Here is a 21,533-nt window from a genome sequence, read left to right on the forward strand (position 1 = left end):
ATGAACGTGACCATTTGCACCATCGGCGAACTACTGGTGGAGTTTCTGGCAAAAGAAGAAAACCAGGGTTTTTCTCGCCCGGGAGAGTTTTGGGGGCCATATCCCAGCGGTGCTCCGGCAATTTTTGCCGACCAGGTGGCAAAGCTGGGGTTTGGTTCGGTGCTTTTCAGCTGCGTCGGTAACGATGCTTTTGGTGAAATGAACATTGCGCGGTTGGAAAGCGACGGTGTGAACGTTAATGGGATCGCCATACTGCAAAAGGCGACTACCGGCAGCGCTTTCGTCAGCTACCGCAGCCAGGCGCAGCGTGATTTTATTTTTAATATGCCGAATAGCGCCTGCGGCCTGTTAACCGCCGACCATATTGATGAACGCCTGCTTGAACAGTGCAATCATTTTCACATTATGGGTTCTTCGCTGTTTTCGTTCCGCATGATCGATGCGATGCGCAAAGCGATTGAAAACATTAAAGCGCGTAACGGTACGGTTTCGTTCGATCCGAATATCCGTAAAGAGATGCTCAATATCCCTGAAATGTCGCAGGCATTTGAATATATTCTTGATTACACGGATATTTTCCTGCCAAGCGACGGTGAGCTGGATTACTTTGGCCTCAACCCGGGGCGCGATGAGCAAGTGCTGGTGGATAAACTGTTAAAGCGCGGCGTCAAGCACGTGGTGATTAAACGCGGCCCGCGCGGCGCGAGCTATTTCAGCGCTCAGAAAACGCATCATGTTGCGGGTTTTAATGTTCCGGTTGTTGACCCAACGGGGGCGGGCGACTGTTTCGGTGCAACCTTTGTCAGCTTGTTCCTGTCCGGCGCATCGCCACAGGAAGCGTTGAAATGGGCCAATGCCAGCGGTTCTCTGGCGATTGCTCAGCGCGGACCCATGGAAGGGACGTCGACGAAAGCGCAGATAGAGGCGTTTCTTAAGGCTTATAAGTAAGAACGGTATCCCGCTCGAAATATAACGAGCGGGATAAATAATATCAGCAGATCACGTCACCGGCGCTGGGTTAAACACCGCGAGCTGATTGTGCAGGCCCCATTGATCGGAGAACGTCTTCTTGCGGCCGCTGGCGACATCAAGAATAAATTCAAACAGCTTCAGACCCACGTCTTCGATAGTCTCTTCACCGGTGGCGATGGTTCCCGCGTTGATATCCATTAAGTCATACCAGCGGTTTGCCAACTCGGTACGCGTCGCCATCTTAATAACCGGCACCGCGACCAGGCCATACGGCGTACCGCGACCGGTGGTAAATACCTGCACCGTGATCCCGGAAGCCACCTGCTGGGTGCCGCAGACAAAATCGCTGGCCGGCGTGGCGGCGTAAATCAGACCGCGTTTGGTTGGACGTTGTCCCGGAGAGAGGACTTCGGCAATCGCGCTCTTCCCGGATTTCGCGATTGAACCCAGCGCTTTCTCCACTACGTTCGCCAGACCGCCTTTTTTGTTGCCGGGAGAGGGGTTGGCGCTGCGGTCAGTTTTGCCCATATCGAGATAGTTATCGTACCAGGCCATCTCCTCCAGCAGACGTTTGCCGACTTCTTCATTGATGGCGCGCGGTGTCAGCAGATGGATCGCATCGCGCACTTCGGTGACTTCGGAGAACATCACGGTTGCGCCGCAGCGAACCAGTAGATCGGACGCGTAGCCCACCGCCGGGTTGGCCGTTACGCCAGAAAACGCATCGCTGCCGCCGCACTGCATGCCGACAACCAGTTCGGAGGCCGGGCAGGTTTCACGCTGGCGCTGGTTCAGTTTCTCCAGATGACGCTCGGCAACCTGCAGAATGTCGTCAACCATTGATTTAAAACCGACGTGCTTTTCATCCTGCAGGCTAACGATGCTGGCGCTATCCACCGGGATGCTTTTCACATCATCGGTACCTTCCAGCAGGCGTTCCGGCTGAAGTTTTTCACAGCCGAGGCCGATGACCATCACCTCGCCGCCGAAGTTCGGGTTGAGCGCCAGGTTGTGAATGGTGCGGATGGGGACGACCGCCGCCGGAGCGTTAATCGCCACGCCGCAGCCGTAAAGGTGGTTCAGACCGACGACGCCATCAACGTTTGGATATTTCGGCAGCAGATCGCGTTCGATAATTTTAACGACGTAATCCACGACACCCGCCACGCAGTGCACGCTGGTGCTAATGCCGAGTAAATTTTTGGTTCCGACGCTACCGTCGGCGTTGCGATACCCTTCGAAGGTGTAGCCTTCCAGCGGCGGCAGCGGCGCAGGGACTTTGGTTGCCAGCGGTAGCGTATGCAGCGGCGGCGCTTTCGGTAGTTCGACCAGCGATTCGTCAATCCAGCTACCCTGTGGGATATCGCGTACCGCGTAGCCAATCACTTCGCCATAGCGGATGATTTCACCGTGTGCGGGAATATCAACCAGCGCGACTTTATGGCCTTGCGGGATATGTTCAACGAGCGTGAGTCCGTCAGGGAAACGCGTTCCGGCTTTTAAACCTCGATCGTTAACAATAATCGCCACGTTATCCGTTTCGTGCACTTTTATATAAAACGCCGTGGGCGATTCTTGTCTAATTTCAATGTCAGCCATTGTCCAGTATTCTCCAGCAAGGTGCGAATAATAAAATAAAACGGTTATTCAATTTCTGATGTTCAGATTTGTGGAATAAAGAATGTCAGGTGTTTGGATTTGAAAATGTGATCTAAATCACTCATTGCTGCGAGAGAGAACCGGCTAAAGCAGGAAATCACTGGAACTGTGGATCAGCGCCCACTGATTATTGCATTTGCACAATAAAAACGATAATTGAACGTTATTTACAGGTTATGTGCACAGTGTTCAACGGTCGCAAGCTGATTATACTGAGTCATGCTTGCAATGCGCCGGATGAGTAATCAATACCACCTGATATTGATTTCTGAATAATTAAGAATCACACCAAAATAAATAATGGAAGGTGTGTTGTACCTGAGGAATATTAAATGAGTCTGGATGCAACGATAGAACAGAAAAAGGGTATGCCAACCCGATATTTAATTCTACTGATAATTTTCATTGTTACTGCCGTTAACTATGCTGACCGTGCGACGCTGTCTATTGCTGGCACAGAAGTCGCGAAAGAGCTACAGCTGAGTGCGGTATCCATGGGCTACATTTTCTCTGCTTTCGGCTGGGCGTATTTGCTGATGCAGATCCCCGGCGGCTGGCTGCTCGATAAGTTTGGATCGAAGAAAGTTTATACCTACAGCCTGTTTTTCTGGTCGCTGTTTACTTTCCTGCAGGGCTTCGTGGATATGTTCCCGCTGGCCTGGGCCGGAGTTTCGATGTTCTGCATGCGTTTTATGCTGGGCTTTTCCGAAGCGCCTTCTTTCCCGGCAAACGCCCGTATCGTTGCGGCCTGGTTCCCAACGAAAGAGCGCGGCACCGCATCCGCTATCTTTAACTCCGCACAGTATTTCTCCCTGGCGCTGTTTTCACCGCTGCTGGGCTGGCTGACCTTTGCCTGGGGCTGGGAACACGTCTTTACCGTAATGGGCGTGATTGGCTTTGTTCTGACCGGCATGTGGGTGAAGTTTGTCCATAACCCGACCGATCATCCGCGTATGACTAAAGAAGAGCTGAAGTTTATTGCAGATAACGGCGCCGTTGTCGATATGGACCATAAAAAGCCGGGCAGCGATGCGGCGAAAGGTCCGAAACTGGATTACATCAAGCAGCTGCTGAGCAGCCGTATGATGCTAGGCATCTTCTTCGGACAGTACTTCTTAAACACGATCACCTGGTTCTTCCTGACCTGGTTCCCGATTTATCTGGTTCAGGATAAAGGGATGTCGATTCTGAAGGTGGGAATGGTGGCGTCTATTCCTGCACTGTGCGGTTTTGCCGGCGGCGTGCTGGGCGGGCTGTTCTCCGATTATCTGATTCGCCGCGGCTGTACGCTGACCTTTGCGCGTAAACTGCCTATCGTGCTGGGCATGCTGCTGGCATCAACGATTATTCTGTGCAACTACACCGACAACACGGCGCTGGTCGTTGCGCTGATGGCGCTGGCGTTCTTCGGTAAAGGGTTTGGCGCACTGGGGTGGCCGGTTATCTCCGACGTAGCGCCGAAAGAGATTGTGGGACTGTGCGGTGGCCTGTTCAACGTGTTTGGCAACGTGGCCTCTATCGTCACCCCGCTGGTGATTGGCTATATCGTTAGCGAACTGCACTCCTTTAATGGCGCACTGATTTTTGTAGGCTGTTCCGCACTGATGATGATGGTTTGCTACCTCTTTGTGGTAGGTGATATCAAACGTCTGGAACTGCAGAAATAATTAACGGTTAAGTGACAAGGTATAAGTGATGAACAACGATATCTTCCCGAACAAATTTAAGGCGGCCCTGGCGGCGCATCAGGTTCAGATTGGCTGCTGGTCCGCGCTGGCCAGCCCAATCAGCACCGAAGTTTTAGGTCTGGCAGGTTTCGACTGGCTGGTACTGGACGGCGAACATGCGCCGAACGATATCTCCACCTTTATCCCGCAGCTAATGGCGCTGAAAGGTAGCACCAGCGCACCGGTAGTGCGCGTACCGACCAACGAGCCGGTTATCATTAAGCGTCTTCTGGATATCGGTTTCTATAACTTTCTGATCCCGTTCGTCGAGACCGAAGAGCAAGCGGTTAATGCAGTGGCTTCAACTCGCTATCCGCCTGAAGGTATCCGCGGCGTATCCGTATCGCACCGCGCCAATATGTTTGGCACCGTGCCGGATTACTTCGCGCAGTCGAACAAAAATATCACCATCCTCGTGCAGATCGAAAGCCAACAGGGCGTGGATAACGTGGATGCGATTGCCGCAACCGCGGGCGTCGACGGTATTTTTGTTGGTCCAAGTGACCTGGCCGCTGCGTTAGGCCACCTGGGTAATGCTTCCCATCCGGAAGTACAGAAAGCTATCCAACACATTTTTGCGAGCGCGAAAAAGCACGGTAAGCCGAGCGGTATTCTGGCGCCGGTTGAAGCGGATGCGCGTCGCTATCTGGAATGGGGCGCGACCTTTGTCGCCGTTGGCAGCGACCTGGGCGTATTCCGCTCTGGCACGCAGAAACTGGCTGATTCCTTTAAGAAATAACCACCACCGAAACTAGAGAGATAAAGACATGACAATGAAAGTTGGTTTTATTGGCCTCGGTATCATGGGTAAACCAATGAGTAAAAACCTCCTCAAGGCAGGTTACTCGTTGGTGGTTGCTGACCGTAACCAGGAGGCGATTGCCGAAGTGATTGCCGCTGGTGCTGAAACCGCGACTTCAGCGAAAGCGATTGCTGAGCAGTGTGACGTAATCATCACCATGCTGCCGAACTCCCCGCACGTGAAAGAAGTTGCGCTGGGCGAAGGTGGCATCATCGAAGGCGCTAAGCCGGGCACCGTTCTGATCGACATGAGCTCTATTGCACCGCTGGCAAGCCGCGAAATTAGCGAAGCGCTAAAAGCGAAGGGCGTTGATATGCTGGACGCACCGGTCAGCGGCGGCGAACCGAAAGCCATCGACGGTACACTGTCGGTGATGGTTGGCGGTGATAAAGCGATTTTTGACAAATATTACGATCTGCTGAAAGCGATGGCAGGTTCCGTGGTACATACCGGCGATATCGGCGCGGGTAACGTCACCAAGCTGGCTAACCAGGTCATTGTGGCGCTGAACATTGCTGCGATGTCTGAAGCGCTGACTCTGGCGACTAAAGCGGGCGTGAACCCGGATCTGGTTTATCAGGCAATCCGCGGTGGGCTGGCCGGTAGTACCGTGCTGGACGCCAAAGCGCCAATGGTGATGGACCGTAACTTCAAGCCGGGCTTCCGTATCGATCTGCATATCAAAGATCTGGCGAATGCGCTGGACACCTCTCACGGCGTGGGCGCGCAGCTGCCGCTGACCGCTGCGGTGATGGAAATGATGCAGGCGCTGCGCGCCGACGGTCTGGGTACTGCCGACCATAGTGCTCTTGCATGCTACTACGAAAAACTGGCGAAAGTGGAAGTCACTCGCTAACAAGAAGGGCGCGGATGCGCGCCCTGTAATTCTTGCCTTGAGCGGCACTGTCAGGCTACATAACTATGAAAATCGTAATCGCCCCAGACTCTTATAAAGAAAGCCTCTCGGCCACTGAGGTTGCACAGGCTATAGAAAAAGGTTTTCGGGAAATTTTCCCCGATGCGCTCTACGTGAAGGTTCCTCTCGCCGATGGCGGAGAAGGTACCGTTGAGGCGATGATTGCCGCGACGCAAGGAACCGAGATGAGCGCCTGTGTGACGGGGCCGCTGGGTGTTCCGGTTGATGCCTGCTGGGGACTTTCCGGCGATGGCAAAACCGCGTTTATCGAAATGGCGGCGGCCAGTGGACTGGGACTGGTACCTCCCGCCCAGCGTAATCCGTTATTAACCACGTCGCGCGGGACCGGCGAGCTGATTTTGCAGGCGCTGGAAAGCGGGGCGAAAAATATCATCATTGGCATTGGCGGCAGCGCGACTAACGACGGCGGCGCGGGGATGGTGCAGGCGCTGGGCGCACGCCTTTGCGACGCCAATGGCGCGGAGATCGGCCACGGTGGCGGTAGCCTGTGTAGTCTGAATTCGATAGATATTTCCGGGCTTGATGCGCGACTGCACGACTGCACCATTCGCGTAGCCTGCGACGTGACGAATCCGCTGATCGGCGATAGTGGCGCATCAAGAATATTTGGGCCGCAGAAAGGGGCTACCGAAGCGATGATCCGCGAGCTGGATAGCAATCTGGCGCACTACGCTGATGTGATTCAGGCCGATCTGCACGTTGAGGTGAAACAGGTACCCGGTGCGGGAGCCGCAGGCGGTATGGGTGCAGCGTTGATGGCATTTTTGAATGCAGAGCTACGTAGCGGGATCGAAATTGTAACCCAGGCGCTGAATCTGGAAGAGCATATCCTCGATTGCTCGCTGGTGGTGACCGGTGAAGGCCGACTGGATAGCCAGAGCATCAATGGTAAAGTGCCGGTTGGCGTGGCGAGCGTGGCGAAAAAATACCATAAGCCGGTGATCGGTATTGCCGGTAGTCTGACCCGCGACGTGGGCGTGGTTCACCAGTATGGTATTGATGCGGTGTTTAGCGTGCTGACCAGCGTTACGACCCTTGAAGAGGCGTTTCGCGGCGCGGCGGACAATATTTATCATGCGTCGCGTAATATTGCGGCGACATTGCAGGTCGGGATGTCGACGGAAGGATGACAACCGGCGGCAAACCCTCTATACTTCGCGCCGAAGCTGACCAGACAGTCGCCGCTTCGTCGTCGTCCTCTTCGGGGGAGACGGGCGGAGGGGAGGAAAGTCCGGGCTCCATAGGGCAGGGTGCCAGGTAACGCCTGGGGGGCGCAAGCCCACGACCAGTGCAACAGAGAGCAAACCGCCGATGGCCCACGCAAGTGGGATCAGGTAAGGGTGAAAGGGTGCGGTAAGAGCGCACCGCGCGTCTGGTAACAGTTCGCGGCACGGTAAACTCCACCCGGAGCAAGGCCAAATAGGGGTTCACAAGGTACGGCCCGTACTGAACCCGGGTAGGCTGCTTGAGCCAGTGAGCGATTGCTGGCCTAGATGAATGACTGTCCACGACAGAACCCGGCTTAACGGTCAGCTTCCTCATTCAACAAAACCCCGTCAGAAATGGCGGGGTTTTTGCTTTCTGGTACAGGTGATTAAAAGGGAAGATGAATGACTGTCCACGACGCTATACCGAAAAGAAAGCGGCTTAACGGTCAGCTTCACTCTTTTATGCAAAAAAACCGCTTCGGCGGTTTTTTTGCTTTCTGGCGCTGCTGGAATTGCCCGAGGGTTTTGTAGGTCAGGTAAGGCGTTAGCCGCCACCTGACAAAAAGATGAGCGCAATATTTGATACTTGCTCCCATTCATTGGCCAATAAGGTCTGGGGTATTTAATTATTCATGTTGTAAATTTAATTATTTTATTTATTCACATTAATTATAATGTGTTTTTTACGTACATTTATACGTACTATTTATTACATTTCGTCATCCGCTTCTGAAAAATAATAAGCCGCCCTTTCTGGCAATGACCCTTCAGGATAAAACAATGAAATTAATGACTCGTATCGCGCTCACAGCCGTCCTGGCTACAGGTTTCTCGATGGCGGCTCAGGCTGCGGACGTTAAGGCTGCACCGGCACCGGCGCAGGATCCGATTGTTCAGCACTTAAAGCTGACCACCGATCAGGTCACAAAAATTAAAAGCCTGCATCAGCAACTGGAAAAAAACGTTCAACAGATCTCCCAGAAAGATATTAAAGACGGCGTATTATTTGATGTCATTGATTCCGGAAAATGGAATGAAAAAGCGGTCAAAGATCAGCTGGCAGCTTTTAGCAAAGTGGAGCAGCAGGTTCGCTATTATCGCGTGAAATACTATTTTGATGTGAATCAGGTACTGACGCCAGAGCAGCGTAAGCAGGTACAAAAAGATTTAGCTCAGGAATTGAGTGAATAAGCCTATCGGCCCCGGTCGGGGCCGATATTAACTTCAGGCGACGCTTTCTTCATCCTGAAGCCGTATCTCCGCTTCCACGACGATCGCCTCCAGCTCGCTTAACATCTCTTCATAACCAAAGCTGACTGCGGTCGGAACTTCCGGTTGAGGTTGCTGCACCAATACCGCAACTTTTTTTGCTTTCTTCTTGCCCACTGACGAACTCCCTTACTGCCGTTGTTACACTGGTAAATCTATCAGCAAAGCGCGCAGCGGCGTATCGGCGACGAGGGTAATGTTAGCTTCGTCACGAATAAATGCGCCATCACCGCAGGTCAGGGCCTGTTTCTCTTCTTCTTGCACAAGCGCGTGCACCGTACCGTGAATTGACTGCAGGTAGGCGCGCGGGCCGTGAAGCTGCACATTGAGCTGTTCGCCTTTAGCCAGATTGATATGGTGAATCCATACCTGCTGGCGTAGCTGGAGACTATTCTGGCTGCCGTCTGGCGAAGCTAACAGCTGTTGCGGTCCCGAGGCGATAACGACTTTTTGCACCAGCGGGTTTTCATGCTGCGGACAGGCGTCCAGCCACAGTTGCATCCGCGTTAACGAGCTCTCTTTACTCAGGTTGTGCTCGCTGTAGCTAACGCCGGGTTGAGTCGAGATCAGCAGCGCTTCGCCAGCTTTTGCCTGGATGTGGTTGCCGTCGCTGTCACGGTACTCCGCCTCACCTTCCAGAATCAGGTTCAGAATATCGACCTTAGGGTAGGTACGCGGCTGGAACGATGCTCCGGGAGCCAGAACTTCCTGATTGAGTACGCGCAGAGACGCATAGCCCAGTAATTTCGGGTCGAAGTAGTGGCCAAAGGAAAAGGTGTAGCGGGCCTGCAGCCAGCCGAAGTCTGCTTGACCGCACTGTTTGGCTGTTCGGGTAGTAATCATTTTTCTTGACCTCTCTTTACACTAAATCAATGGTAAAGGTATGGACGCTGTATTGTTAGCCAGATATTCTGCCCGGTATGTTCAAATTTCCTGAATGAGAGTGCGATGGCTAAAGAGAGAGCATTAACGCTGGAAGCGTTACGCGTAATGGATGCAATTGACCGACGCGGAAGCTTTGCGGCGGCGGCTGATGAACTTGGTCGGGTGCCTTCAGCGCTGAGCTATACCATGCAAAAGCTGGAAGAGGAGCTTGATGTCGTATTATTTGACCGCTCAGGGCATCGAACAAAATTCACCAACGTTGGCCGAATGCTGCTGGAACGTGGTCGCGTCCTGCTGGAGGCGGCGGATAAGCTAACGACTGACGCTGAAGCGCTGTCACGCGGTTGGGAAACGCATCTGACCATTGTCACCGAGGCGCTGGTGCCAACTACAGACCTGTTTCCGCTGATTGAAAAGCTGGCGACAAAATCTAACACGCAGCTGTCGCTCATTACCGAAGTACTGGCCGGCGCCTGGGAGCGGCTTGAGCAGGGCCGAGCGGATATTGTCGTCGCGCCGGATATGCATTTTCGCTCATCGTCGGAGATTAACTCCCGCAAACTCTATTCGGTCATGAACGTCTACGTTGCCGCACCGGATCACCCTATTCATCACGAGCCGGAACCGCTTTCTGAAGTCACGCGCGTTAAGTATCGCGGCGTAGCGGTGGCGGATACTGCTCGCGAACGTCCGGTACTGACGGTACAGCTGCTCGACAAACAGCCGCGATTAACCGTGAGCACAATTGAAGACAAACGCCAGGCGCTGCTGGCAGGATTAGGCGTCGCCACAATGCCGTATCCGTTAGTTGAACAGGATATTGCCGAAGGACGTCTTCGGGTTGTCAGTCCGGAGTACAGTAACGAGATAGATATTATTATGGCCTGGCGTCGCGATAGCATGGGTGAGGCGAAGTCATGGTGCCTGCGGGAAATCCCGAAGCTGTTTATGGGTAGATAAAACAAAATGCGCCCCTTTTTGACGAGGGGCGCATTGCTCAGTAAGCAGTCGGTTTTGGCGTTGGCCCGAAGCGGTTATTGCCGGGAGTGCCGTTCTGGCAATTGAAAATAATGATCACCAGCCAGCCGATAACGGGTATCAGCAGTAATAACAACCACCACGCCGAGCGGTCGGTGTCGTGCAAACGACGAAACTGCACCGCCCACCACGGTAAAAATACCAGAATACCGTAGATAGTTGTCAGAATGCCTTCACCGCCCGCGCGTTGCCAGCCAAGCATTTTATCAACGATGCTGAGTACCCCGGTCAGGATGATGTTGACCAGAATAAACATCCAGTACTCTTTGCGCCGGGCGCGGCCGCCAAATCCAATATAGTTTTTTAATACTTTAAGATACCAGTCCATTTCTACGCCTCAATTAACCGTCAATCACTTGTTTTTAAAGCGATCGAACTAAGAATAGACGTGAATAAAAAACCGGTAAACATTTGTTTGGTGAATTAATTGGGCGCCCTCAGCGGCGCCCGATCTCTTAGCGGAAACGAAGGTCGCGGCCGTGAGGTTCGTTAAGATCCTGCTGCGGGCCGACGGAAATAATCCCGGTCGGGTTAATGGTTTTATGGCTGCGATAGTAGTGGTTGCGAATATGGGCGAAGTCCACGGTTTCAGCGATGCCCGGCATCTGATAGATATCGCGCAGGAAGCCATAAAGATTAAGGTAATCGCTGATGCGGCGTTTATCGCATTTAAAGTGGGTTACATACACCGGGTCGAAACGAACCAGAGTCGTCCACAGGCGAATGTCGGCTTCCGTTAATTGGTTACCCGTCAGGAAGCGATGTTGACCAAGAATTTGCTCCAGACGTTCCAGGGAGGTAAACACCGCATCGACGGCCTCATCGTAGGCCTCCTGGCTGGTGGCGAACCCGGCTTTATAGACCCCGTTGTTGACGCTATCGTAAATCCAGCCGTTCAGCTCATCGATTTGCCCACGTAGCTCAGGCGGATAGTAGTCACCGGCTTTAGCGCCAAGCCCGTCGAAAGCGGTATTAAACATGCGGATGATTTCCGCGGACTCATTACTGACGATGGTGTGCTGTTTTTTATCCCACAATACCGGTACCGTCACGCGCCCGCTGTAGTGCGGATCGGCGTGCAGATAAAGCTGATAAAGAAACTCGTGCTGGTAGAGCGCATCGCCCGTGGCTGCCGGGAAGCTGTCGTCGAAAGTCCAGCCGTTCTCGAACATCAAGGGGTTAACCACCGAAACCGAAATAAAAGGCTCGAGTCCTTTCAGCTTGCGCAGAATTAAGGTGCGATGTGCCCATGGACAGGCTAAGGAAACGTACAAATGATAGCGGTCTTTCTCCGCCGGGAATCCACTTTCTCCGCTGGGGCCTGGTGCGCCATCGGCGGTTAGCCAGTTGCGAAAGGCGGAAACAGAACGCTTGAATCGCCCTCCGGTTGATTGGGTGTCATACCAGGTATCGTGCCAGACGCCGTCAATTAATTGTCCCATCATTTCCTCCCTCAGATAGCAAAAGCGAGGAGATGCTCCCTCGCTTTTTTTAATCAGTATAGTGCGCTTACCACTTTTTATTCAGCACGCGGTCGATACTGAATGCGCCCGGACCGGTGATACCCAGCAGCAGGAAGCCACCTGCAATGCTCAGGTTTTTCATGAACATCAGTGAGTTCACACCTTCAGCAAAGTTGCTGTGAAACAGGAACGCGGTCAGTATGGTGAAGCCTGCAGTGAACAGCGCGGTTGTACGAGTCAGAAAACCGAACAGGATTGCCAGGCCGCCGCCAAACTCAAGCAGAATAACCAGCGGCAGCATAAATCCAGGGACGCCCATGGCTTCCATATATTGTTGAGTACCCGCATACCCGGTGATTTTTCCCCAACCTGCAGTGATGAACAGAATGGGCATCAGAATGCGCGCTACCAGTACACCAACATCTTCTAATTTTTTCATTTCCTACTCCGTAAAACCCAAAGGGCGGCGATTTTGTTTTTTGGTGCAATCCTGCGCATGACGCGGGGTTGCTGTCGATGGAGAGAATATTAGCGAGGCTGTGACGTAATTGTTAGCAAGGAAAACTGTAGATCATCTTCAAAGATTCTGAGTAATTATTGATAATGCAAATGAATAGAAGGGCCGACTGAGCGGTCTGGATAATGGCGTTCGGTGGGGGACGTTAAATAAGAAGAGGCACAGATGCGCCTCAGCGTGTTGATTGCTGACGCAGCAGGCCACGCGCCATACGCCAGGTACTCCAGATACCGAAGCCGCGTTTTGTCCAGCGGAGTAAAAAGCGCGGATGACGAACTGACCATACGGCCATGACGCCGCTGCCAACCATCGCCCAGGAGCGCAGATTAAGCAAAGTATGCCAGCCGCGATCTATCGGCGCGGTGGCTTCCAGCCAATCGCGGCGGCTGGCGTTAAGATCCAGCCGCTGCTGTTGGATTTGACGCAGCAAAAGCGCTTTTCGCCGTTCGCGTTCTTGATGGTCGCGGCTCATTATCTGTCGTCCTCCAGCAATGCCCGGTCGTTAGCCAGCTCCTGACGCGTCAGGCGTAGAAACGTCGAACGGCGGGCTTTGCGTAACGTCCAGATACCGCCGATGAGCGCTGCCAGCAGCAGAATCACAGTGGTGGCGATCATCACGTTTAGCCGATACTGGGCATCGACAGCCCAGATGATAAGGACCAGCAGGCTCATCAGGCCAAACGCGGCAAATAGCAGCGTCAGTCCGAGCATCAGAAACAGCTGGAAGAGATTGGCTTTCTCCTCTTCCAGCTCCACGACGACGAGGCGCAGGCGCGTTTCCACCATTTCGACCAGCAGGGTAACTATCCGCTGACCAATGCCGAAAACGCTTTGCCCCGGCCCTTGCGTGTTTTGAGAGTTCGCCATAATTAGCGACGCGTCAGCAAGACACCCAGCACCAGCCCGACGGCAGCGCCAATCCCAACCCCAGTCCACGGATTTTCGCGGACGTATTCATCAGCACGTGCGGCAGTCTCGCGCGTTTGCTTCAGAATAGCATCGCTGGTTTCTCCCAGACGAACGCGACTTTCTTTCAGCGCGCTTTCGGCTTTGCTACGCAGCTTGCTAATCTCTTCTTTTGATTTATCCGTGGAGGAATTCAGCACTTCTTCCAGGGTATCAGCCAGCGTTTTCAGTTCCGCACGCAGGTCTTCTGCAACGTTATCTTTAGCCATTTTTTTCTCCTGTTAAAGTGGTGGTCCATATTGGTCTTGCTTGACCGATTAGTACTCGCGAGACTGCAGCGCTTTCAGTTCTTGCTGCGCTTCGTCAAGTTTACGTTGGCGCTTGCTGATTTTATCAGCATCGCCTTTCTGTTCGGCTTCGCGCAGATCGTTTTGCCGTTCGGCAATCTCTGCTTGTTGTTTAGCGATTTTTTGTTGATGTTCAGCTTTAAGCTTGCTGTCGCTACAGTTTGCTCTGACTTCGCTAAGCGCCCGATTTAGCCCATCAATGCGATTCTGATTATGATGTTTTTCTGCATAGCTGATCTCCCGCTGGATATCCTGCTCTTTTTCCTGACAAGGGGAGACGGCAAAGGCGCTGGCGCTCAGTGAAGAGAGAACCAGGATTAAAGCGATGCGGTGTTTCATGGATGCGACCTTCCATTGTGTGAGGGCATACCTGAGGATATACCCGATCCAGTTGATTAACGTGAGCCTGGTGACTCCCGCAAACCTAATCATAGTAAGTAAAACGGAAAATCACCAAACAGGGTGAAAATATTCGGAATTTTCGTTGATTACCCGAATCTGTGTGGGGTATCACGCAGGCGCGAAATCCAGGCAGTTGGTGAATTATCGTCTTCCAGCAACGCGATAATATAACCATGCGGCAGCGCGCGACCCAGCACTTCTTTTGCCGCAGCCCCTTGAGCACTGGAGTCAAACTTGATTAACAGGCCATCATTTTGCGGCGTAATGCTCTTAAAACGGATACCGTTGGCGTCAAGATGATGCCAGACGGAAAAACCGTCCGGCATGCTGATACCCTGGCTAACGGGACGGATAGCCAGCGTGGATTCCTGCTGTTGCACGGCAAGCCAGAGCCAGAACAGGCCGCACAGGAGTAGCGAACCGCCCAGCACCCAGCTTATCTGACGCAGAGAGGATCGTTTCATCGCCATTGTTAGCCCCGGCTCCGGTGTTTTTTCTTCCACAGGACAATCAGCGAGCCAACCAGGCCAAATATCAAAAGCGCCACCGGCAGCAGCATCAGGCAGGACATCAGCTGGTCTTCATACTTCAGGAATACCGGCGTTTTCCCCAACAGATATCCCAGCGAGGTCAGGATCAGGACCCACAGCAGGCCGCTCATCCAGTTAAAGAACTGGAAGCGTGTGCTGCTCAGGCCAGATAGTCCGGCAATGGTCGGCAGTAACGTACGGACGAATGCGATAAAGCGGCCAATCAGCAGTGCGGAAAGTCCGTGTTTATGGAACAGATGGTGCGCGCGTTGATGATAGTGCGAGGGCAGGTGCGATAGCCAATTTTGTACTATTCGTGTATTGCCCAGCCATCGGCCTTGAATATAACTTAACCAGCAGCCGAGGCTTGCGGCCGCAGTGAGCAGCAGCAGCGTTTCCGGAAAGCCCATCGCGCCTTTAGCGATCAATACGCCTACCAGGACGAGCAGGCTGTCGCCCGGTAAAAAGGCGGCAGGTAGCAAACCGTTCTCAAGAAACAAAATCATAAATAAGACAAAGTACAGCATGCCAATCATGGACGGATTAGCGAGTGTTTCGTAATCCTGAGCCCACAAGGCATTCAATAATTGGGTTAATAGTTCCATTCACGATTCCTGGTACATCGGTTAACGGCACGTCTGAACGCGGTATATGCATGGCGACATAGCTTCTTATTTGATTATGGTCGCTACTGCGCTCTGAACGGTTCCCTGTTTAAAAGTGAAGTAAGCAAAAGCTAACTCTCAGAACGACAAAATGCATCTAATTGTAACAAACCCGCTGACTTTACGTCATAGAAATTGCAGGTTGTTGCATTCTGATTTTGCTGATTGCGAAGGAGGGTGGCGAGTGTATTTACACAGGCTGACACTATATATGCTTTGCTTACCCTGAGGGTTTTGCGGGCAGCGGGAGAACGTCTGCCCGTGATGAGGATAATCGTCTATTTTGCGCTGTTGGCGGCAGTATCGAGATGAACGACCGGATTATCAGCAAAGAGGTAGCGATCGGCATTGAACTCAAAGTCATCGCTGGTTTCATTGAACAGCATCAGTTTGGTGTTTTCCAGATGCTGCCACATGGCCAGCTTAGCTGCATGCGGATCTTTACGAATCAGCGCCTTCAGGATTTGGTCGTGATCGTCGCACCAGTTATCGACGGTGCGCAGGTCGATATGGTCATGCAGTTTTTTCCAGTACGGGTTATGTACGCGCTGGGTCCACATTTTTTCAACGATGGCGGCTAAAGCGGTATTTTGCGTTGCCAGCGCCACCTGAACATGGAACTGGAGATCCCATTCGGAATCGCGGAAGCATTTTTCTTTACGCGCTTTTTCCTGGATTTCCATCAGCTTCATGATGTCCTGCTTGGTCACCTGAGTTGCGGCGAATTCGGCAATATTACTTTCTATCAGCTGACGGGCCTGCAATAGCTCAAAAGGACCGTAGTTAGCGAACTCCAGTGATTCATCGGGAATTTGCTGATGCTTCGGATGGTTGGAGATAACGTGGATGCCGGAACCTTTGCGTACTTCAACGTAGCCTTCCACTTCCAGCATAATGATGGCTTCGCGAACCACGGTACGACTCACGCTTTTTTCGTCAGCGATAAACCGCTCTGCGGGTAGCTTATCGCCTACAAGGTAGACACCTTGTTCAATACGCGTCTTTAGCTCAGCAGCGAGCTGCTGATACAAACGACGCGATTCAGTGATTTCCATATTCGCTCCCGGGAGATGGCGACAATATTGGATTTGTTATACCACTTTTACGTGTTTCTCACCATAAAAAAAGCCGCCTTGATCGGGGCGGCTTTGATGGGGTGATTAACCCGCATAGAGCTAACTTTGCGTTGCGGGTTTACTCGTTTCTAGCGGCGTACTGTCGTCATCCGCTGATTTATTTTTCAGTACCGTCCAGATAACTATCGCGCCCAGCACATCGAATACTGCCAGTACGGCGAACAGCGGGCTGAAGCCAATGGTATCCGCCAGCGCGCCGACAACCAGGGCAAACAGGGTGCTTGCCAGCCATGCGGCCATCCCGGTCATCCCGTTCGCCGTTGCTACTTCGTTACGACCAAATACGTCGGAAGAAAGCGTAATTAGCGCACCGGACAGCGCCTGGTGAGCAAAGCCGCCGACGCACAGCAGGGCGATAGCCACGAACGGACTGGTGAACAGACCGATCATCCCAGGACCAATCATCAGCACCGCGCCCATGGTCACAACCATTTTACGGGAAACAATCAGGTTTACGCCAAACCAGCGCTGGAACAGCGGCGGCAGGTAACCTCCGATAATGCAGCCAAGGTCGGCGAACAGCATTGGCATCCAGGCGAACATCGCGATCTCTTTCAGATTAAAGCCGTAAACTTTAAACATGAACAGCGGGATCCAGGCGTTGAAAGTCCCCCATGCTGGCTCAGCCAGGAAACGCGGCAGGGCGATACCCCAGAACTGACGATTGCGCAGAATCTGCCACGGCGACATTTTTTTGCCGTTGTTGGTCTGATGCTGAGATTCCTGGCCACCGATAATGTAGTCGCGTTCTTCTTCCGTTAATTTTTTCTGATCGCGCGGGTGTTTGTAGAAAATCAGCCAGGCCATTGCCCAGGCGAAGCTCAGGACGCCGGAGATAATAAACGCCATCTGCCAGCTGTGCATCACGATAGCCCAAACCACCAGCGGTGGAGCAATCATCGCACCGATAGAGGAGCCGACGTTGAAGTAGCCAACGGCGATAGAGCGCTCTTTTGCCGGGAACCATTCGGAGCTGGCTTTCAGACCTGCGGGAATCATCGCGGCTTCAGCCGCACCGACCGCACCGCGCGCCAGCGCCAGGCCGCCCCAGCTTCCCGCCAGCGCCGTAGAGCCGCAGAAGACCGCCCACGCAACGGCAAAGAAGGCGTAGCCAATTTTAGTACCCAGAATATCCAGCACGTAGCCGGCAACAGGCTGCATGACGGTGTAGGCAGCGGAATAGGCTGCGATGATATAGGAGTACTGTTGGGTGGAGATGTGTAACTCTTCCATCAAAGTTGGCGCAGCAGCCGCCACAGTGTTACGCGTCAGGTATCCCAGCACGGTGCCTAACGTCACCAGTGCGATCATGTACCAACGTAACCCTTTAATTTTACGCATGTAAACCTCATCGTTTGTTATATATCCGCAGCGGGTGCGGCTATCTTCCAGCCCTGTAACTGAGGCGAAGAAGGAGAAACGGAGGGCTCAGGAGAGGAAACCTCATATGGCCCGAACCTTGCCATCAACTGTTGTGTCTAATTCGGCGTCCATACCGGTGAATCCAACGTGATAATTCGTTGGTAATGCATTCCGTCGGTTTATATGTTTCGACGGCAGCAAGATAACTTGTCATACAACTTCAAAAGTTGAGTGGCGTCACAAAAGTGGGAAAGTTTGTATGGGCATTCATTCCTGAGATAAAGGCCAGAGCTGGCGCGCTCTGGCGGGCCGTTTACTCCTTTGATGGTAATTTTTTTGTCGACGTTTATTGATCTAACTCACGAAAAATACTTCGGCCTGTGGAAATTGGTGTGATAACTTTGTCAGCATTATAGTCAATCATCTGATGGGCTCCCTCAGGGGGCGAAGAGGACACGAAAATGACACCGTTTATGACCGAAGATTTCCTGCTTGATACCGAGTTTGCTCGCCGCCTGTACCACGATTATGCGAAAGACCAGCCGATTTTCGACTATCACTGCCACCTGCCGCCGCAGCAGATTGCCGAAAATTACCGCTTCAAAAATCTGTATGACATCTGGCTGAAAGGCGATCACTACAAATGGCGCGCGATGCGCACTAACGGCGTCGCCGAACGTCTGTGCACCGGTGATGCCTCCGATCGTGAGAAATTTGACGCCTGGGCGGCCACTGTACCGCATACCATTGGCAACCCGTTATACCACTGGACGCATCTTGAACTGCGTCGTCCTTTTGGTATTACAGGTAAGGTGCTCTCTCCGGCAACGGCGGATGAGATCTGGAATGAGTGTAACGATCTGCTGACCCAGGACAGCTTCTCTGCTCGCGGCATCATGCAGCAGATGAACGTGAAGATGGTCGGCACTACCGACGACCCGGTTGATTCGCTGGAACATCACGCCGCTGTGGCCAAAGACAGCACCTTCTCCGTGAAAGTGCTGCCGAGCTGGCGCCCGGACAAAGCGTTCAACATCGAACAGGCGACCTTTAACGACTACATGGCGAAGCTGGGAGAGGTGTCTGATACCGACATTCGTCGCTTTGCTGACCTACAGTCCGCGCTGACGAAACGCCTGGATCACTTCGCCGCCCACGGTTGTAAGGTTTCTGACCATGCGCTGGATGTGGTGCTGTTCGCCGAAGCTAACGAAAGCGAACTGGATACTATCCTGGCGCGTCGTCTGGCGGGTGAATCCCTTAGCGAGCATGAGGTCGCGCAGTTCAAAACTGCGGTTCTGGTGTTCCTCGGCGCGGAATACGCTCGTCGCGGCTGGGTGCAGCAGTATCACATTGGCGCGCTGCGTAACAACAACCTGCGTCAGTTCAAACTGTTAGGGCCAGACGTTGGTTTCGACTCCATCAACGACCGTCCGATGGCGGAAGAACTGTCCAAATTGCTCAGCAAACAGAACGAAGAAAATCTGCTGCCGAAAACCATCCTGTACTGCCTGAACCCGCGCGATAACGAAGTGCTGGGCACCATGACCGGCAACTTCCAGGGCGAAGGTATGCCGGGCAAGATGCAGTTTGGTTCCGGCTGGTGGTTCAACGATCAGAAAGACGGTATGGAACGTCAGATGACCCAACTGGCGCAGCTCGGCCTGCTGAGCCGCTTTGTCGGCATGCTGACCGACAGCCGCAGCTTCCTCTCCTACACCCGTCATGAATACTTCCGTCGCATCCTGTGCCAGATGATTGGCCGTTGGGTTGAGGCTGGTGAAGCCCCTGCGGATATTCAGCTGCTGGGTGAGATGGTGAAAAACATTTGCTTTAACAATGCGCGTGACTACTTCGCCATTGAACTGAACTAAGACCAGAGGTCGGTTGATATGCAATACATTAAAATCCATTCGCAAGATAACGTCGCGGTAGCGTTGGCGGATATGGCGGCAGGCACGGTAGTCACCATTGACGGCGATACGGTTACGTTGGCTCAGGATGTTGCGCGCGGGCACAAGTTTGCGCTGCGCGGCATTGCGAAGGGAGACAACGTCATTAAGTATGGCCTGCCGATAGGACATGCGCTGGCGGATATTGCGCCGGGGGAACATATCCACTCCCACAATACGCGCACGAACTTAAGCGATCTCGACGCGTATAGCTATCAACCGGATCTTATCGAGCCCGTCGCGCAGCCCGCGGATCGTGGTATCCAGATTTATCGTCGTGCGAATGGCGATGTTGGCGTGCGTAACGAGCTGTGGATCCTGCCGACCGTTGGCTGCGTTAACGCCATGGCCCGTCAGATGCAGAACCGCTTCCTGAAAGAAACCAACGACGCCGAAGGTATCGACGGCGTTCATCTCTTCAGCCACACCTACGGCTGTTCGCAGCTCGGTGACGATCACATCAATACTCGCACCATGCTGCAAAATATGGTGCGTCACCCAAATGCGGGCGCGGTGCTGGTGGTGGGTTTGGGCTGTGAAAACAACCAGGTTGATGCGTTTCGTGAAACCTTAGGTGAATTCGATCCTGAACGCGTTCACTTTATGATCTGCCAGCACCAGGATGATGAAGTGGAAGCGGGGATCGAGCATCTCCATCAGCTCTACAACGTGATGCGTAACGACAAGCGCGAGCCGGGTAAGCTGAGCGAGCTGAAGTTTGGCCTTGAGTGCGGCGGTTCCGATGGCCTGTCCGGTATTACCGCGAACCCAATGCTGGGCCGCTTCTCGGATTACCTGATTGCTAACGGCGGTACCACCGTGCTGACCGAAGTACCGGAAATGTTCGGTGCCGAGCAACTGCTGATGAGCCACTGTCGTGATGAAGAAACCTTCGGTAAGCTGGTAACGATGGTCAATGATTTCAAACAGTATTTTATCGCCCACGACCAGCCGATTTACGAGAATCCATCGCCGGGTAACAAAGCGGGCGGTATCACCACTCTGGAAGATAAATCGCTGGGCTGCACGCAGAAAGCGGGCTCCAGCCAGGTGGTTGACGTGCTGCGATATGGTGAACGCCTGAAAGTACACGGCCTTAATCTGCTGAGTGCGCCGGGCAACGATGCGGTAGCGACCAGCGCGCTGGCCGGCGCGGGCTGCCATATGGTGCTGTTCAGCACCGGTCGTGGTACGCCATACGGCGGCTTCGTTCCGACGGTCAAAATTGCCACCAACAGCGAACTGGCGGCGAAGAAAAAACATTGGATCGACTTCGACGCTGGTCAGCTGATTCACGGTAAAGCGATGCCGCAGCTGTTGGAAGAGTTCGTGGATACCATTGTGGCCTTTGCTAACGGTAAGCAAACCTGCAACGAACGTAATGATTTCCGCGAGCTGGCGATATTCAAAAGCGGCGTCACCCTTTAATTACTCGTCATCTTTCACGCCGTGATTGCGGTGTGAAATCTTTTGAGTAATAAAAGGGCGGTATTCCGGAAGCGGCGTTTCAGAGTATGATGCGCCGTTTTGTCTTATACCCTAAATAATTCGAGTTGCAGGACAAGGCACGCCTTGAACAGCGCTTGCGCTGGCCCCGTAGGGGCGAGGCTGCAGGCCGAGTAACGCGGCAAGTGAGCGAATCCCCGGGAGCTTACTGAAGTAAGTGACCGGGGTGAACGACAAATCTGCCGGGAGCAGATTTGAACGTCGCTTGCGACGGCCCGTGAGGGCGAGGCCCATGGATGGGCCGAGTAAT

General features: G+C 53.2%; 23 protein-coding genes and 1 other RNA gene. 10 read left to right on the forward strand and 14 right to left on the reverse strand.

Features of this window, described 5'->3' with window-relative positions; translation table 11 throughout:
* Positions 1 to 948, forward strand: a complete 948-nt coding sequence (locus FN082_RS21140; RefSeq protein WP_139540641.1) for a sugar kinase — start codon at positions 1 to 3, stop codon at positions 946 to 948.
* A gap of 51 nt (positions 949 to 999) precedes the next feature.
* Here the strand turns inward: FN082_RS21140 and garD are convergent, their stop codons facing one another.
* On the reverse strand, positions 1,000 to 2,571 hold the full coding sequence (garD, locus tag FN082_RS21145; RefSeq protein WP_139540640.1) for a galactarate dehydratase: 1,572 nt from the start codon (positions 2,569 to 2,571) through the stop codon (positions 1,000 to 1,002).
* 392 nt (positions 2,572 to 2,963) lie between these two features.
* Between garD and FN082_RS21150 the strand changes: the two genes are divergently transcribed.
* From FN082_RS21150 to FN082_RS21175, 6 genes are all read left to right on the forward strand, one after another.
* A complete protein-coding gene (locus tag FN082_RS21150) occupies positions 2,964 to 4,298 on the forward strand; it encodes an MFS transporter (protein ID WP_139540639.1) in 1,335 nt (444 codons plus the stop codon).
* 28 nt (positions 4,299 to 4,326) lie between these two features.
* Positions 4,327 to 5,097, forward strand: a complete 771-nt coding sequence (gene garL, locus FN082_RS21155) for a 2-dehydro-3-deoxyglucarate aldolase (RefSeq protein WP_139540638.1) — start codon at positions 4,327 to 4,329, stop codon at positions 5,095 to 5,097.
* A 28-nt stretch (positions 5,098 to 5,125) separates the two neighbouring features.
* Positions 5,126 to 6,016 (forward strand): 2-hydroxy-3-oxopropionate reductase, encoded by an 891-nt coding sequence (gene garR / locus FN082_RS21160; protein ID WP_142982309.1) that lies wholly within the window; start codon positions 5,126 to 5,128, stop codon positions 6,014 to 6,016.
* Between the two features lie 65 nt (positions 6,017 to 6,081).
* Complete coding sequence (gene garK / locus FN082_RS21165; protein ID WP_139540636.1) at positions 6,082 to 7,227, forward strand: glycerate 2-kinase; 1,146 nt, start codon at positions 6,082 to 6,084, stop codon at positions 7,225 to 7,227.
* A 32-nt stretch (positions 7,228 to 7,259) separates the two neighbouring features.
* An RNA gene (gene rnpB / locus FN082_RS21170) (RNase P RNA component class A) lies at positions 7,260 to 7,638 on the forward strand.
* 447 nt (positions 7,639 to 8,085) lie between these two features.
* The gene (locus tag FN082_RS21175; RefSeq protein ID WP_139540635.1) at positions 8,086 to 8,496 is read left to right on the forward strand and encodes a Spy/CpxP family protein refolding chaperone; all 411 of its coding nucleotides are present in this window, start codon (positions 8,086 to 8,088) and stop codon (positions 8,494 to 8,496) included.
* Between the two features lie 33 nt (positions 8,497 to 8,529).
* Here the strand turns inward: FN082_RS21175 and FN082_RS30015 are convergent, their stop codons facing one another.
* Entirely contained in the window at positions 8,530 to 8,691 is a 162-nt protein-coding gene (locus FN082_RS30015; protein ID WP_180349636.1) for a hypothetical protein, read from the reverse strand.
* 24 nt (positions 8,692 to 8,715) lie between these two features.
* Positions 8,716 to 9,417, reverse strand: coding sequence for a pirin family protein (locus FN082_RS21180; RefSeq protein WP_139540634.1), 702 nt, complete (start codon positions 9,415 to 9,417; stop codon positions 8,716 to 8,718).
* 105 nt (positions 9,418 to 9,522) lie between these two features.
* Here FN082_RS21180 and FN082_RS21185 point away from each other — a divergent pair, with 105 nt between their 5' ends.
* Entirely contained in the window at positions 9,523 to 10,419 is an 897-nt protein-coding gene (locus FN082_RS21185; protein WP_139540633.1) for a LysR family transcriptional regulator, read from the forward strand.
* Between the two features lie 37 nt (positions 10,420 to 10,456).
* On the opposite strand, the gene FN082_RS21190 is transcribed toward FN082_RS21185, so the two are convergent.
* The 11 genes from FN082_RS21190 to FN082_RS21240 form a co-directional block, all read right to left on the reverse strand.
* Complete coding sequence (locus FN082_RS21190; protein WP_139540632.1) at positions 10,457 to 10,825, reverse strand: DUF805 domain-containing protein; 369 nt, start codon at positions 10,823 to 10,825, stop codon at positions 10,457 to 10,459.
* 127 nt (positions 10,826 to 10,952) lie between these two features.
* Positions 10,953 to 11,939, reverse strand: coding sequence for a glutathione S-transferase family protein (locus tag FN082_RS21195; RefSeq protein ID WP_142982407.1), 987 nt, complete (start codon positions 11,937 to 11,939; stop codon positions 10,953 to 10,955).
* A gap of 67 nt (positions 11,940 to 12,006) precedes the next feature.
* Positions 12,007 to 12,399, reverse strand: coding sequence for a DoxX family protein (locus FN082_RS21200; protein WP_139540630.1), 393 nt, complete (start codon positions 12,397 to 12,399; stop codon positions 12,007 to 12,009).
* 250 nt (positions 12,400 to 12,649) lie between these two features.
* On the reverse strand, positions 12,650 to 12,949 hold the full coding sequence (locus tag FN082_RS21205; RefSeq protein WP_139540628.1) for a YqjK-like family protein: 300 nt from the start codon (positions 12,947 to 12,949) through the stop codon (positions 12,650 to 12,652).
* Positions 12,949 to 13,344, reverse strand: a complete 396-nt coding sequence (locus tag FN082_RS21210; RefSeq protein ID WP_139540627.1) for a phage holin family protein — start codon at positions 13,342 to 13,344, stop codon at positions 12,949 to 12,951. Before FN082_RS21210 ends, FN082_RS21205 begins: the two co-directional genes overlap by 1 nt.
* 2 nt (positions 13,345 to 13,346) lie before the next feature.
* Positions 13,347 to 13,652 carry a DUF883 family protein gene (locus FN082_RS21215; RefSeq protein ID WP_142462643.1) on the reverse strand — a complete coding sequence of 102 codons (306 nt, stop codon included), beginning with the start codon at positions 13,650 to 13,652 and terminating at the stop codon, positions 13,347 to 13,349.
* Positions 13,653 to 13,700: 48 nt separating this feature from the next.
* A complete protein-coding gene (locus tag FN082_RS21220) occupies positions 13,701 to 14,069 on the reverse strand; it encodes a DUF1090 domain-containing protein (RefSeq protein WP_139540622.1) in 369 nt (122 codons plus the stop codon).
* A gap of 149 nt (positions 14,070 to 14,218) precedes the next feature.
* The gene (gene mzrA / locus FN082_RS21225; RefSeq protein ID WP_180349643.1) at positions 14,219 to 14,596 is read right to left on the reverse strand and encodes an EnvZ/OmpR regulon moderator MzrA; all 378 of its coding nucleotides are present in this window, start codon (positions 14,594 to 14,596) and stop codon (positions 14,219 to 14,221) included.
* Between the two features lie 8 nt (positions 14,597 to 14,604).
* Positions 14,605 to 15,267, reverse strand: coding sequence for a DedA family general envelope maintenance protein YqjA (yqjA, locus tag FN082_RS21230; RefSeq protein ID WP_139540619.1), 663 nt, complete (start codon positions 15,265 to 15,267; stop codon positions 14,605 to 14,607).
* 338 nt (positions 15,268 to 15,605) lie between these two features.
* A complete protein-coding gene (gene exuR, locus FN082_RS21235) occupies positions 15,606 to 16,382 on the reverse strand; it encodes a transcriptional regulator ExuR (protein WP_139540617.1) in 777 nt (258 codons plus the stop codon).
* 120 nt (positions 16,383 to 16,502) lie between these two features.
* Positions 16,503 to 17,804: an MFS transporter gene (locus FN082_RS21240; protein ID WP_139540616.1), complete on the reverse strand. Its 1,302-nt coding sequence runs from the start codon at positions 17,802 to 17,804 to the stop codon at positions 16,503 to 16,505.
* A gap of 482 nt (positions 17,805 to 18,286) precedes the next feature.
* Between FN082_RS21240 and uxaC the strand changes: the two genes are divergently transcribed.
* Both uxaC and FN082_RS21250 read left to right on the forward strand, forming a co-directional pair.
* Positions 18,287 to 19,699: a glucuronate isomerase gene (uxaC, locus tag FN082_RS21245; protein WP_142462644.1), complete on the forward strand. Its 1,413-nt coding sequence runs from the start codon at positions 18,287 to 18,289 to the stop codon at positions 19,697 to 19,699.
* A gap of 18 nt (positions 19,700 to 19,717) precedes the next feature.
* Complete coding sequence (locus FN082_RS21250; RefSeq protein WP_142982310.1) at positions 19,718 to 21,205, forward strand: UxaA family hydrolase; 1,488 nt, start codon at positions 19,718 to 19,720, stop codon at positions 21,203 to 21,205.
* Positions 21,206 to 21,533: the final 328 nt, after the last annotated feature.

The sequence above is a fragment of the Klebsiella spallanzanii genome (assembly GCF_902158555.1).
Lineage (GTDB): Bacteria > Pseudomonadota > Gammaproteobacteria > Enterobacterales > Enterobacteriaceae > Klebsiella > Klebsiella spallanzanii.